Source organism: Pseudomonas sp. LTGT-11-2Z (assembly GCF_003691445.1).
GTDB classification, from domain to species: domain Bacteria; phylum Pseudomonadota; class Gammaproteobacteria; order Pseudomonadales; family Pseudomonadaceae; genus Aquipseudomonas; species Aquipseudomonas monteilii.
This window is the reverse complement of record NZ_CP033104.1, coordinates 2551293-2563458: the sequence shown is the minus strand read 5'-3', so window position 1 is coordinate 2563458 and position 12166 is coordinate 2551293. Positions and strand designations below refer to the sequence as shown.

The window sequence follows — 12166 nt, the reverse complement described above, 5'->3', positions numbered from 1 at the left end:
CGTCGGGCATTGACCTAGCGGAATTGCGCGAGGAAGCGCAGGTCGTTGTCGAAGAACAGACGCAAATCGTTGACGCCATAGCGCAGCATGGCCAGGCGCTCGGCGCCCATGCCGAAGGCGAAGCCCTGGAACTCTTCCGGGTCGATGCCAGACATGCGCAGCACGTTCGGGTGCACCATGCCGCAGCCCATCACTTCGAGCCAGCCGGTTTGCTTGCACACGCGGCAGCCATTGCCGGAACACATCACGCACTGGATATCGACTTCAGCGGACGGCTCGGTGAAGGGGAAGAACGATGGGCGGAAACGTACCGCCAGTTCTTTTTCGAAGAACACGCGCAGGAATTCTTCGATGGTGCCCTTGAGGTCGGCGAAGTTGATGTCGCGATCGATCAGCAGGCCTTCGACCTGGTGGAACATCGGCGAGTGGGTGATATCCGAGTCGCAGCGGTATACGCGACCCGGGCACACAATGCGGATCGGCGGCTGGGTGGACTCCATGGTCCGCACCTGCACCGGCGAGGTGTGGGTGCGCAGCAGCATGTTGGCATTGAAGTAGAAGGTGTCGTGCATCGCCCGGGCCGGGTGGTGGCCGGGGATGTTGAGCGCTTCGAAGTTGTGGTAGTCGTCTTCCACCTCTGGGCCTTCGGCAATGCCGTAGCCGATGTGGGTGAAGAACTGCTCGATGCGCTCGAGTGTACGGGTGATCGGGTGCAGGCCACCGGTGGCCTGGCCACGGCCTGGCAGGGTGACGTCAATGCATTCGGCAGCCAGGCGAGCGCTGAGCTCTGCCTCTTCGAAGGCGGCCTTGCGGGCATTGAGCACAACGGTGACGCGCTCTTTGGCGTCGTTGATCAGCGCGCCGACTTTCGGGCGCTCTTCGGCTGGCAGGTTGCCCAGGGTCTTCATCACCTGGGTCAGCTCGCCCTTCTTGCCGAGATAATTTACCCGGATCTGTTCCAGGGCATTGATGTCTTCAGCGCGCTCCACGGCCTCCAGGGCTTGAGAGACCAGCGCATCCAGGTTTTCCATGTACAGACTCCAGATACGAAAATAGGGGAAGAGCTTTGAAGGCTCTTCCCCTATCGATGACGTTCAATGCCCGACGGCGCTAGCGCCGCCGGGTGATTGCCTCGGGTACTTAAGCCAGAACGGCTTTAGCTTTCTCGACAATCGCAGCAAACGCCGCTTTTTCGTTCACTGCCAGATCGGCCAGAACCTTACGGTCGATTTCGATCGAAGCCTTTTTCAGGCCAGCAATCAGACGGCTGTAGGACAGACCGTTGGTGCGGGCACCGGCGTTGATACGAGCGATCCACAGTGCGCGGAACTGACGCTTCTTCTGACGACGGTCACGGTAGGCATATTGACCAGCCTTAATGACAGCCTGCTTGGCAACGCGGAATACGCGCGAGCGTGCACCGTAGTAGCCTTTAGCCAGTTTCAGAATTTTCTTGTGACGCTTACGAGCGATGACGCCACGCTTAACACGAGCCATGAGTAACTTCCTCTATCTAAACCAGAATTAACGTACGCGCAGCATGCGCTCGACTTTTGCCACGTCAGACGGGTGCAGCAGGCTGGCACCGCGCAGTTGACGCTTACGCTTGGTCGACATTTTGGTCAGGATGTGGCTCTTGAAAGCGTGCTTGTGCTTGAAGCCGGAAGCGGTCTTCAGGAAGCGCTTCGCAGCACCGCTCTTGGTTTTCATTTTTGGCATGTTGGAACTCCGCATTCGATAAAAATTACACAATAATCATCAGGCCTGCCGTGCCCGGGAGATTACTTCTTCTTTTTGGGGGCGATGACCATCATAAGCTGGCGTCCTTCCATCTTAGGATGCTGCTCAACGGCGCCGTATTCGGCGAGGTCAGCTTCGACCCGCTTCAACAGCTCCATGCCCAGCTCCTGGTGGGCCATCTCACGGCCGCGGAATCTCAGAGAGATCTTGGCCTTGTCCCCATCGGTAAGGAAACGTACCAGGTTGCGTAGTTTTACCTGGTAATCCCCTTCTTCCGTCCCTGGACGAAACTTGATTTCTTTGATCTGGATCTGCTTCTGGTTTTTCTTGGCTTCGTTGGCCTGCTTCTTCTTCTCGAAGAGGTGCTTGCCGTAGTCCATCACCTTGCAGACAGGCGGTACCGCGTCTGCAGAGATTTCCACCAGATCCAGCTTCGCTTCTTCAGCGATACGGAGCGCTTCATCAATCGAGACGATGCCAACCTGCTCGCCGTCTGCGCCAATTAACCGAACCTCGCGGGCCGAGATATTCTCGTTGATCGGGGCCTTCGGTACAGCACGCTTATCGTTTCTCATTTCACGCTTAATAGTCATTACTCCGATTCTTGGCGACCACGCCGGGAAACCGCTTGTGTCAGGAGCTCAGCGAACTGGGCGACGGGCATGGAGCCCAGGTCAGCGCCTTCGCGAGTACGCACAGCGACGGTTTGCGTTTCGACTTCGCGATCCCCTATAACCAAAAGGTACGGGACCTTGAGCAAAGTATGCTCGCGGATTTTAAAGCCGATCTTCTCATTTCTCAAGTCCGACTTGGCACGGAAACCGCTACCGTTCAGGGTATTTTCCACCTCAAGGGCGAAATCGGCCTGTTTGTCGGTGATGTTCATGATCACAGCCTGGGTAGGTGCCAGCCAGGCCGGGAACACGCCAGCATAGTGCTCGATCAGCATGCCGATGAAGCGCTCGAACGAACCAAGGATGGCGCGGTGCAACATGACCGGGCGAACTCGGCTGTTATCTTCGGCGATATAGCTGGCATCCAGGCGCTCTGGCAGGTTCGGGTCGTACTGCAGGGTACCGCACTGCCAGTTACGGCCGAGGCAGTCGCGAAGGGTGAACTCGATTTTCGGGCCGTAGAAGGCGCCTTCGCCTGGCTGGTATTCCCACTCCAGGCCGGATTCGTTCAGGGCGTCGGCCAGCGCACCTTCGGCACGGTCCCACAGCTCTTCGGAGCCCACACGCTTGGCCGGGCGGGTCGACAGCTTCATGGCGATGTCGGTGAAGCCGAAGTCCTTGTACACGTCCAGGGTCAGCTTGATGAAGTCGGCGGCTTCTTTCTTCACCTGTTCTTCGGTGCAGAAGATGTGCGCGTCGTCTTGCACGAAGCCACGCACGCGCATGATGCCGTGCAGGGCGCCGGACGGCTCGTTACGGTGGCAGGCACCGAACTCGGCCAGGCGCAGTGGCAGGTCGCGGTAGCTCTTCAGGCCCTGGTTGAACACCTGCACGTGGCACGGGCAGTTCATCGGTTTTACCGCGTAGTCACGGCTTTCCGACGAAGTGGTGAACATGTTTTCGGCGTAGTTGGACCAGTGGCCGGAACGCTCCCAGAGGATCCGGTCGACAACCTGCGGGGTCTTGATTTCCTGGTAGCCGTTGACGCGCTGAACCTGACGCATGTACTGCTCGAGTACCTGGTACACGGTCCAGCCGTTGGCGTGCCAGAACACCATGCCCGGGGCTTCTTCCTGCAGGTGGAACAGGTCGAGCTGCTTGCCGATCTTGCGGTGGTCGCGCTTTTCGGCTTCTTCGATGCGCTGGATGTACGCCGCCAGTTGCTTCTTGTCGGCCCAGGCAGTGCCATACACGCGTTGCAGCTGCTCGTTCTTGGCATCGCCGCGCCAATAGGCGCCAGACAGCTTGGTCAGCTTGAATGCCTTGAGGAAGCGGGTGTTCGGCACGTGCGGGCCGCGGCACATGTCGACGTATTCTTCGTGGTAGTACAGGCCCATGGCCTGTTCGTCCGGCATGTCTTCGACCAGGCGCAGCTTGTAGTCTTCGCCACGGGCGGTGAACACGTCGATGACTTCGGCACGCGGGGTCACTTTCTTGACCACGTCGTAGTCTTTGTCGATCAGCTCCATCATGCGCTTTTCGATGGCGGCCATGTCTTCTGGGGTGAAGGGGCGCTCGTAGGCGATGTCGTAGTAGAAGCCTTCATCGATGACCGGGCCGATCACCATCTTGGCCGTCGGGTACAGCTGCTTCACGGCGTGGCCAACCAGGTGGGCACACGAGTGACGAATGATCTCCAGTCCCTCTGCATCTTTAGGGGTGATGATCTGCAGGGTGGCGTCGTGGCTGATCAGGTCGCACGCGTCGACCAGCTTGCCGTCGACCTTGCCGGCCACGGTGGCCTTGGCCAGGCCGGCGCCGATGGATGCGGCGACTTCGGCTACGGATACGGCGTGATCAAACGAACGTTGACTGCCATCGGGAAGAGTAATAACGGGCATGGCGCCTCCTCTCCTAGTGGTGACCCCTACCAAAGGTCACGTGGGTTGGGATGAGCCAGTACAAGATCCGACCTGCCCTCCTTAAAGGAAGCCTGCCTCACAGTGGCAGAAGCCTTTCGGCTTGCGAGGGACGAACCAGAGTGACTGGAAAGAAAAAAGATAGCTGCAAGCTGAACGTTGTCAGCTGCAAGCCGGGCATGCTAGCACGCGGGTTGCACGCCAGGCAGAAATATTTGGAAATTACGGACTTCGGCTGAACTAACGCGGAAAAATTCCTATCAGACCTTGGGAAGCAACCTACTCTTGATGAGACCCTAACCCAAGGAGTAACTGGTTATGCGAGTTCCGTCTCTTCTGGCCCTGGCGGCCGCTGGGGCCCTGCTGCTGCCGATGGCGGCGAACGCTGGCAACTTCCCACCAGGCAAGGAAGCTGGCTACATGGCCCAGTGCACGCAAGTGGCCAGCGGCCAGGGTGTTGACGCCGCGACCGCGAAAAAACACTGCGACTGCGGCGCCCAGGCCATCAAAAAGAATTTCACCGACGCGGAGATTGCCGACCTCGACAGCAATGACGGCGTGGATGCCAAGCTGATGCAGAAGGCCCAGACGGTCGTTCAGCAGGCGTGCAAGCCGAAGAGCTGAAACCTTAAAGCCAGGGCAAGCCAGCCATTCTTTGAGCTGGATCAATATCCTGCGAAGGTAAAAGGCGCTAGATGCGCAGAATTAGACTATGATGTATCCCGTGCTCCGTAGCCTCGGCCGCATTGCACCACTGAAAAAACTAAATGTTCTGGAGATTCACCCATGTCCAATCGCCAACAAGGCACCGTCAAATGGTTCAATGATGAGAAAGGCTACGGCTTCATCACCCCAGCAGGCGGCGGCGACGACCTGTTCGTTCACTTCAAAGCCATCGAATCTGACGGCTTCAAGAGCCTGAAAGAAGGCCAGACTGTTTCCTTCGTCGCCGAGCGCGGCCAGAAGGGCATGCAGGCTGCGCAGGTTCGTCCGGAGTAATTCGGATAGCTGTAAAAAAACCCGCCCTAGTGGCGGGTTTTTTTATGGGTGTTGCACCCGCATGTACAGCCCTTGCATCAACCGCAGTTAACGCGGGTCACCTTGCCTTGCTCGTCCACATTCAGGTTCAGGCGCTCGGAGCGGTACTCCAGGGTAACCACGTCGTGCGGCTTGAGAATACGTGCCATCTGCGAGCCACTGGCCTTGCGTGCCTGCTCCAGCAGCTCGGCACTGCCCTGCTTGCCAATGGCGAAGTCGGCGCCGCTGGCTTCGCAGCGGCCATCGTTACCGGCCGCCGCCACGGGCGCCTTGCCGCCATCAGAACTACCGCCAGTGCTGCAACCAGCCAAGACAGCAGCCACCGCCAGGGTTGCCAACATTGCACGGGTACGGAACATGAAGCCTCCTAAATCGATCTGGGAACTGCCTGTTCCGACAGCTCCACCAAGAATTCGTTGCAAAACCGCGCAAGTCTGCCTGAACCGGGCGCCCCGAGCGAAAGGCAATCGTGACCGAATTTTACCAGTCAGCCGACGAGGCGCTTGGTTTGCGCTGCAAAGTCATGATTTACTTTAGGAAGTGAAGGCACAGTGCCTCCCCGAATACCAGGATCCGGTATTCGCCCCTCCGCCCCGGGCCCAAGCGAGAGCCTTTCATGAGCAGCCACAGCATCGATGCCGATATCAAGGTCAAATGGGCCGAAGGCCAAAGCGCGTACAGCCCTGGCACGCCGGAGGAGTTGCTGCTGATCGCTATCGACCTGCTGGTGCGCGACCGCGGCGCCGAAGCGGCACGCAGCTTCGTCGACCAGGTGCTTGAGCGCTTCGCGCCGCACGCGGCTATTCCAATCGCGCCAAACGGGCGCTAAGCAGGTCGAACAGGCCCTGGGCATCGCCCTGCTCCACCCACATCACATTGGCGGGCTGCTTCAGCACACCGTACCAGTCGGCAAGGGTCTGGCCGAAGGTCGGGCCTTCGCGACTGTCGATGCTCATGTGAATGCGCCGGCCGCTGAACAACTCGGGTTTTAGCAAGTAGGCGATGACGCTGGCGTCATGCACCGGGCCACCGGGCATGCCGTACAAGTCCATGTCGTGGGTGATGTAGGCGTTGAGGATATCCACCACCCGTTTACTGGCCTGATTGTTCACGGCGGCCAGTTGCTTTAAGCGAGCTTCGCTGGTCAGCAGCTTGTGGGTGACGTCCAGCGGCAGGTAGGTGAGCTGTACACCACTGGCCAGCACCACCTGGGCCGCATGCGGGTCGGCGTAGAGGTTGAATTCCGCTGCCGGGGTGATGTTGCCGCCGTTGAAATGGGCGCCGCCCATGACTACCACTTCTTTGATGCCTTTGGCGATTTCCGGGCGCTGGACCAGTGCCAGGGCCAGGTTGGTCTGTGGGCCCAGCATGGCCACGGTGATGCTGTGCGGTTTGGCGGCGCCGAGGGTGTCGACCAGATATTGCACGGCGTTGCCTTGAGCCAGGGGCTTCTTCGGTTCGTGTACGGGGACGCCGGTCAGGCCTTCTTCGCCGTGGACGTCGGCAGCGTAGATGGGCGTGCGTACCAGCGGGCGGGCGGCACCGTCGTAGACGGGGATGTCTTCACGGCCGGCCCATTCACGGGCCAGGCGCGCGTTGCGCGAGGTTTTGTCCAGCCGCACGTTGCCGGCCACGGTGGTGATGGCGCGGATGCTGAGTTCGTCGGGCGAGGCCATGGCCAGGAACAGCGCAACCACGTCGTCGGCGCCAGGGTCGGTGTCGATGATAAGGTCGATCGGGGCGGCCTGGAGGGTGGTGGCGGTGGCCATGAGGGCGAGTCCTTGTAGCAGCGGTTTGAGCATGGGGTGGCACTCCTTGTTGCCTGAACAAATATTCCTGAATTACCGCAGTACCTTGTACTCGCGAAGAGTCCAGCGCGGTGGATGGCACCGGCTTCGCCGGTGTTCGCGGGTGAACCCGCCTCCCACAGGGATCTTCTCGGGCCAGGACGATAAGTTAGAACGTAACACCGGAGATCAGGGCGATGTTGCTGTAGGGTTGGCACTCTCCCGTACGCACCACAGCGCGGGCACTGCGAGACAGCACCTTGAAATCTTCGTGGCTCAGCCATTCCCGCTTGCCCAGCTTGCCTTTCAACCGCTCGATCTCGACCAGTGCCGGTGGCACCACTTTCTGCATTTCTTCGGCCAGTACATGCCGCTCTACCTGCAGCTCGCTCAGCACCGCCCGCAAGACACTGGCGAAATCCGGCAGGCCTGGCGTAACGGCCAGGTCGATCAGCTCCACACCTGGCGGTACCGGCAGCCCGGCATCGCCGATCACCAGAATGTCGCCATGCCCCATGCCCGCAATGGTCCGCGACAGGGCAACGTTTAGCAGCGGGGTTTTCTTCATGGCGTAAGCTCCGCCAGATAGGGAATCGATGGCTGTGCACCGGCGCGGGTAACCGATAATGCCGCCGCACGCTGGCCAAAGGCGATGGCCTCGCCCTCCCCCAAGCCCCGAACCAGACCGGCGGCGAAACCACCGATGAAGGTGTCGCCGGCGGCAGTAGTATCCAGCGGCTGCACCACAGTCGCCGGGAAATGCTGGTGGCCCTGTTCAGTCACCAGCAAGGCCCCTTGAGCCCCCAAGGTGATGATCACTTTACCTGCCCCCATCTGCCGCAAGCGTTCGCCTGCGCGCCGGGCACTGTCCTGGTCGGTTACCGGCATGCCAGTCAGGGTTTCAGCCTCGCTTTCGTTGGGCGTGAGGTAATCGATGCGGGCGAACCACTCCGCCGGCAAGGGGCCAGTGGCAGGCGCCGGGTTAAGGATGACCTGCTTGCCCAGCTCACGCGCCCTGGCCAAGGTCCAGGCCACGGTGTCCACCGGCACCTCAAGCTGGCAGATGACCACCTCGGCCGCTTGCAACAGTGCATCGAAGCGCTGTACCGACTGTGGCGTCAACAGGCCGTTGCCGCCGGGGATGATGACGATGCAGTTCTGGCTGGCCGCATCCACGGTAATCAGCGCCACACCACTGGATACCCCAGGGCAGGTACTGACACCCTGGCAGTCGATGCCCTCGACATACAAGGCGCGGTGCAACTGCCGGCCATAGTCATCGTCACCCACGTTGCCGATCATGGCCACGCTGCCGCCCAGCCGCGCCACGGCCACAGCCTGGTTGGCGCCCTTGCCGCCCGGCACGGTGAAAAAGCTCTCGCCGGGAAGGGTCTCGCCGGCCCGGGGCAAGCGCTGGGCGCGGGCCACCAGGTCCATATTCAGGCTACCCACCACCACGACCTTGGCACTCATGACATTTCCTTAGCGTTAGCGGTAATCGTTGAACAGGTCCGAGCGTGGCCCGGTGGATTCGCGCAGTATGATGCGCGGGGCGACGATGCGTTGCTCTGCCGCGCCTTGCCGGGGTGCCGCGATGCGTGCCAGCAACAGCGACGCGGCATTTTCGCCCAGCTCTCGGATGGACTGGCCCACGGTGGTCAGCGGCGGGTACACGTAGCGGCTGAGCTCGATATCGTCGAAGCCGATCACCGACAGCTCACCGGGTACATTGATATTGCGCTCGGCGGCAGCACGCAGCACACCAAAACCGATCATGTCGTTGCCGGCAAAAATCGCCGTGGGCGGCTTGCCTTCCAGCACCTGCGCCGCCGCCGCATGGCCGCCGGGGCTGGTGAAGTCGCAGTGCAGCACACGATTGCCCTGCACCTGTGCCCCGGCCTCGGCCATGGCCCGACGGAAGCCGCTCAGGCGCAGCTGGGTAACCCCGGTTTCGGCGGGGCCGCCGATGTAGGCGATATCTCGATGCCCCAGTTCCAGTAAATGCTGGGTAGCCAGATAGGCGCCCTGCTCGTGGTCGATGCGTACCAGGTCGGCATCGACGCCCTCCAGCTCGCGGTCGACGATCACCATTGGCGTGCGCACGCTGGCCAGGCTTTGCAGCAGGTCACTGTCCTGGCCTACCGACGCCACCACCAGGCCGTCGATGCGCTTTTCCAGCAGCACGCGCAGATAACTGCGTTGCTTCTGCGGGTCGTCGTCGGAGTTACACAGGATCACGCAGTAGCCGTTGCGCTCGCAGGCGTCTTCGATACCCCGTGCCAGCTCGGCGAAGTACGGGTTGACGCTGTTGGGCACCAACAGGCCGATGGTGGCCGTGCTGCGCGCCTTGAGCGAACGCGCCACGGCGCTGGGCACGTAGTCCAGTTCGAGGATGGCGGCTTCGACCTTCTGCCGCACGTGTTCGCTGACGGGTCGAGTCTTGTTCAGCACATGGGACACGGTGGTGTAGGAAATGCCCGCCAGTGCCGCGACGTCTTTGATGGTTGCCATGTTGTCAGTTCCGCCGGCCTGCGCGCCGGCTACGGTAAGTGTCGAGCACCACGGCGATGACGATCACCGCCCCGGTGATGATGCGTTTGGTCGGTTCGCTGGCACCGATCTGCGCCAGCCCGGCGGCCAGCACCGAAATGATCAGTACGCCAAAGAAGGTGCTGATGACCGAGCCGCGCCCGCCCATCAGGCTGGTGCCGCCGATGACCACGGCTGCGATCACCTGCAGCTCCAGGCCTGAGCCGGCATTGGGGTCGGCCGCCTCCAGTCGAGAAATCTGGAACAGGGCAGCCAGGCCGGCGAGCAGGCCCATCAGGGCAAATACCAGCACCTTGTACGGGCGTGGGTCGATACCGGCCAGGCGCACGGCCTCTTCGTTGGTGCCGATGCCGATCAGGTAGCGGCCGAACACGGTACGGGTCAGCACCAGCTGGGCTAGCACGGTGACCAGCAAGGCAATGATGAACGCCGGCGAAATGCCAAAGGCGACCGGATTGGAGAACCAGGCGTAGGCATCGCCGATATAGGCGGTGCGCGAGTCGGTGAACTGGTAGGCCAGGCCACGGGCCATCTCCAGCACGCCAAGCGAGACGATGAACGACGGAATGCGCCAGGCTACGGTGACGCCACCGGTGATGCTACCGGCCAGCGCGGCCACGGCCATGCCCAGCAGCGCCGAGGGCAAAACGCCCCAGCCCCAGCCAAGAATCGCCACGCTCACCGTGGAAGCCGCCAGCGCCAGCACCGAGCCCACCGACAGGTCGATGCCGCCGATGATCAGCACGAAAGTCATGCCCACCGCCAGTACCATCAGGTCGGGAATCTGGTTGGCCAGGGTGCTGAAGGTGTTGTACGACCAGAAGTGGCTGCTGAGGAACGAGAACAACACGATCATCGCCAGCAAGGCGCCGGCCAGGCCCAGGTAGGTGCCCAGGCCAAAATAGGTGCCACTGCGGCGCACAGGGGCGGCGCCCTGGCTGTTTAGCGGGGTGGTTTTCATGCATCCATCCTGGGGGCTGCATCGTGCAGCAGTGCGTCACGTTTCTGATAACCGGCAAAGGCGGCGGCCAACAGCTGGTCCTGGCTCCAATGATCGCGGTCGAAGGTGTCGATCAGGCGACCGGCAGACAGCACGGCGATGCGGTCGCAAATCAGCATCAGCTCGCGCAGGTCGCTGGACACCACCACCAAAGCCTTGCCCTGACGTGCCAGTTCGGCCAGCAGGCCGTAGATGTCGAACTTGGCGCCGACGTCGATGCCACGGGTGGGCTCGTCGAACAGCAGCACCTGGCAGTCGCGCTCCAGCCAGCGGCCGATCACCACCTTCTGCTGGTTGCCGCCCGACAGCTCGCCCACCACTTGCTGCGCGCCGGCACTGCGAATGCGCATGGCCTGGATCTGGCGCTCGGCCAGGGCCTTTTCTGCCTCGCCATCGAGTATGCCGGCCCGCGATACCGCGCCCAGGTTGCCCAAGGCGATATTGGCGCTGATCGACTGTGTCAGCAGCAGGCCTTCGCCTTTGCGATCTTCAGTAATCAGCGCGATACCCGCCCGCACAGCCGCCTTGGGCGAATCGATGTTAACGGCCTGGGGTGGCTGGCCTAGCGCAATGCTGCCGCTGTCGGCGCGGTCGGCACCGTAGATCAGGCGCAACAGCTCGGTGCGGCCGGCACCTATCAGGCCGGAGATACCGAAGATCTCCCCTGCCCTGACTTCGAACGACACGTCGCGCACCTTGTCGGCGCGGCTAAGCTTGTCGACCTTGAGCAAGGGCGCGCCAATCTGCCTGCGGCCCAGGTCGATATGCTCGCCCAGCTCGCGGCCGACCATCAGGTTGACCAGCTCGGCGCTGCTGTAGCGCTGGATCGGCTCGTCACACACCAGCTTGCCGTCACGCAGCACGACGATGCGCTGGGCCACCCGCTGCAGCTCTTCGAGGCGGTGCGAAATGTAGACAATGGCCACGCCACGTTTACGCAGACGCTCGATCTGGGTGAACAGCAGCTCCACCTCGCGGGCGGTGAGCATGGCGGTGGGTTCGTCGAAAATCAGCACACGGCAGTCGCCGATCAGGTTACGGGCGATCTCGACCATCTGCTGGTGGCCGATGCCCAGCTCACCGACCGGCGTATCCGGGTCGATGGCATCGAGCCCGACCTGCGCCATGGCAGCCGTGGCCAGCTGGCGCAGGCGCTTTTGGCTGATCCAGCCGAAGCGGCTGGGCAGGTTATCGAGGAACAGGTTTTCCGCCACGGTCAGCGTGGGCAGCAGGTTCAGCTCCTGCATGACCATACGCACACCCAGGCGCTCGGCCTCGCTGCGGCTGCCGGGCGCGTAGGCCTGGCCGCGGTAGGTCATGTGCCCGGTGGTCGGGGTTTCCAGGCCACTGATGAGCTTGGACAGGGTGCTCTTGCCCGCACCGTTTTCACCGGTCAGGGCCAGCACTTCGCCGGCCCGCAGGTTCAGGCTGACCTCGCCGAGCACGGGCTGGGCGTAGGTCTTGCCCAACCCGCTGGCGGCGAGTACCACTTCGTTGGCCGATGCAGGCATGGCCGTT

Annotated in this window: 15 protein-coding genes; 3 read left to right on the top strand and 12 right to left on the bottom strand. The window is 61.8% G+C overall.

Annotated elements, in window-relative coordinates; all coding sequences use genetic code 11:
• Positions 1 to 14: 14 nt before the first annotated feature.
• The 5 genes from pheS to thrS all read right to left on the bottom strand — a co-directional run bounded on the left by pheS (position 15) and on the right by thrS (position 4255).
• Positions 15 to 1031: a phenylalanine--tRNA ligase subunit alpha gene (gene pheS / locus D8767_RS11990; protein WP_003250674.1), complete on the bottom strand. Its 1017-nt coding sequence runs from the start codon at positions 1029 to 1031 to the stop codon at positions 15 to 17.
• Between the two features lie 109 nt (positions 1032 to 1140).
• On the bottom strand, positions 1141 to 1497 hold the full coding sequence (gene rplT, locus D8767_RS11985) for a 50S ribosomal protein L20 (protein WP_003250671.1): 357 nt from the start codon (positions 1495 to 1497) through the stop codon (positions 1141 to 1143).
• Between the two features lie 27 nt (positions 1498 to 1524).
• Positions 1525 to 1719, bottom strand: a complete 195-nt coding sequence (rpmI, locus tag D8767_RS11980; protein WP_003250667.1) for a 50S ribosomal protein L35 — start codon at positions 1717 to 1719, stop codon at positions 1525 to 1527.
• A gap of 62 nt (positions 1720 to 1781) precedes the next feature.
• Positions 1782 to 2333 (bottom strand): translation initiation factor IF-3, encoded by a 552-nt coding sequence (gene infC, locus D8767_RS11975; RefSeq protein WP_016711338.1) that lies wholly within the window; start codon positions 2331 to 2333, stop codon positions 1782 to 1784.
• Positions 2333 to 4255 carry a threonine--tRNA ligase gene (thrS, locus tag D8767_RS11970; RefSeq protein WP_016711339.1) on the bottom strand — a complete coding sequence of 641 codons (1923 nt, stop codon included), beginning with the start codon at positions 4253 to 4255 and terminating at the stop codon, positions 2333 to 2335. Before thrS ends, infC begins: the two co-directional genes overlap by 1 nt.
• A gap of 336 nt (positions 4256 to 4591) precedes the next feature.
• Between thrS and D8767_RS11965 the strand changes: the two genes are divergently transcribed.
• Together D8767_RS11965 and D8767_RS11960 are read left to right on the top strand one after the other, a co-directional pair.
• Positions 4592 to 4897, top strand: coding sequence for a hypothetical protein (locus D8767_RS11965; RefSeq protein WP_016711340.1), 306 nt, complete (start codon positions 4592 to 4594; stop codon positions 4895 to 4897).
• 162 nt (positions 4898 to 5059) lie between these two features.
• Positions 5060 to 5272 (top strand): cold-shock protein, encoded by a 213-nt coding sequence (locus D8767_RS11960; protein ID WP_003250656.1) that lies wholly within the window; start codon positions 5060 to 5062, stop codon positions 5270 to 5272.
• A gap of 77 nt (positions 5273 to 5349) precedes the next feature.
• Here D8767_RS11960 and D8767_RS11955 read toward each other — a convergent pair whose 3' ends face one another.
• Complete coding sequence (locus D8767_RS11955; protein WP_016711341.1) at positions 5350 to 5670, bottom strand: I78 family peptidase inhibitor; 321 nt, start codon at positions 5668 to 5670, stop codon at positions 5350 to 5352.
• A gap of 257 nt (positions 5671 to 5927) precedes the next feature.
• On the opposite strand from D8767_RS11955, the gene D8767_RS11950 reads away from it, so the two are divergent.
• Entirely contained in the window at positions 5928 to 6140 is a 213-nt protein-coding gene (locus D8767_RS11950; RefSeq protein WP_016711342.1) for a hypothetical protein, read from the top strand.
• Here D8767_RS11950 and D8767_RS11945 read toward each other — a convergent pair.
• The 6 genes from D8767_RS11945 to D8767_RS11920 all read right to left on the bottom strand — a co-directional run bounded on the left by D8767_RS11945 (position 6112) and on the right by D8767_RS11920 (position 12159).
• On the bottom strand, positions 6112 to 7113 hold the full coding sequence (locus D8767_RS11945; RefSeq protein ID WP_016711343.1) for a nucleoside hydrolase: 1002 nt from the start codon (positions 7111 to 7113) through the stop codon (positions 6112 to 6114). The two genes, D8767_RS11950 and D8767_RS11945, sit on opposite strands and share 29 nt — an antisense overlap.
• A 154-nt stretch (positions 7114 to 7267) precedes the next feature.
• Positions 7268 to 7666 carry a D-ribose pyranase gene (gene rbsD, locus D8767_RS11940; protein ID WP_016711344.1) on the bottom strand — a complete coding sequence of 133 codons (399 nt, stop codon included), beginning with the start codon at positions 7664 to 7666 and terminating at the stop codon, positions 7268 to 7270.
• On the bottom strand, positions 7663 to 8571 hold the full coding sequence (gene rbsK, locus D8767_RS11935) for a ribokinase (RefSeq protein ID WP_016711345.1): 909 nt from the start codon (positions 8569 to 8571) through the stop codon (positions 7663 to 7665). The genes rbsD and rbsK overlap by 4 nt, the downstream gene beginning before the upstream one ends.
• A gap of 15 nt (positions 8572 to 8586) precedes the next feature.
• Complete coding sequence (locus D8767_RS11930; protein ID WP_016711346.1) at positions 8587 to 9609, bottom strand: LacI family DNA-binding transcriptional regulator; 1023 nt, start codon at positions 9607 to 9609, stop codon at positions 8587 to 8589.
• Between the two features lie 4 nt (positions 9610 to 9613).
• Positions 9614 to 10609, bottom strand: coding sequence for an ABC transporter permease (locus tag D8767_RS11925; protein WP_016711347.1), 996 nt, complete (start codon positions 10607 to 10609; stop codon positions 9614 to 9616).
• Entirely contained in the window at positions 10606 to 12159 is a 1554-nt protein-coding gene (locus tag D8767_RS11920; RefSeq protein WP_016711348.1) for a sugar ABC transporter ATP-binding protein, read from the bottom strand. Before D8767_RS11920 ends, D8767_RS11925 begins: the two co-directional genes overlap by 4 nt.
• Positions 12160 to 12166: the final 7 nt, after the last annotated feature.

Coding starts and splice junctions, on each gene's coding strand:
- rbsD (WP_016711344.1), bottom strand. CDS start 7,666: ATGAAGAAAACCCCGCTGCTAAACGTTGCCCTGTCGCGGACCATTGCG.
- D8767_RS11950 (WP_016711342.1), top strand. CDS start 5,928: ATGAGCAGCCACAGCATCGATGCCGATATCAAGGTCAAATGGGCCGAA.
- D8767_RS11945 (WP_016711343.1), bottom strand. CDS start 7,113: ATGCTCAAACCGCTGCTACAAGGACTCGCCCTCATGGCCACCGCCACC.
- D8767_RS11965 (WP_016711340.1), top strand. CDS start 4,592: ATGCGAGTTCCGTCTCTTCTGGCCCTGGCGGCCGCTGGGGCCCTGCTG.
- D8767_RS11955 (WP_016711341.1), bottom strand. CDS start 5,670: ATGTTCCGTACCCGTGCAATGTTGGCAACCCTGGCGGTGGCTGCTGTC.
- D8767_RS11960 (WP_003250656.1), top strand. CDS start 5,060: ATGTCCAATCGCCAACAAGGCACCGTCAAATGGTTCAATGATGAGAAA.
- rbsK (WP_016711345.1), bottom strand. CDS start 8,571: ATGAGTGCCAAGGTCGTGGTGGTGGGTAGCCTGAATATGGACCTGGTG.
- pheS (WP_003250674.1), bottom strand. CDS start 1,031: ATGGAAAACCTGGATGCGCTGGTCTCTCAAGCCCTGGAGGCCGTGGAG.
- D8767_RS11930 (WP_016711346.1), bottom strand. CDS start 9,609: ATGGCAACCATCAAAGACGTCGCGGCACTGGCGGGCATTTCCTACACC.
- infC (WP_016711338.1), bottom strand. CDS start 2,333: ATGACTATTAAGCGTGAAATGAGAAACGATAAGCGTGCTGTACCGAAG.
- rplT (WP_003250671.1), bottom strand. CDS start 1,497: ATGGCTCGTGTTAAGCGTGGCGTCATCGCTCGTAAGCGTCACAAGAAA.
- rpmI (WP_003250667.1), bottom strand. CDS start 1,719: ATGCCAAAAATGAAAACCAAGAGCGGTGCTGCGAAGCGCTTCCTGAAG.
- D8767_RS11920 (WP_016711348.1), bottom strand. CDS start 12,159: ATGCCTGCATCGGCCAACGAAGTGGTACTCGCCGCCAGCGGGTTGGGC.
- D8767_RS11925 (WP_016711347.1), bottom strand. CDS start 10,609: ATGAAAACCACCCCGCTAAACAGCCAGGGCGCCGCCCCTGTGCGCCGC.
- thrS (WP_016711339.1), bottom strand. CDS start 4,255: ATGCCCGTTATTACTCTTCCCGATGGCAGTCAACGTTCGTTTGATCAC.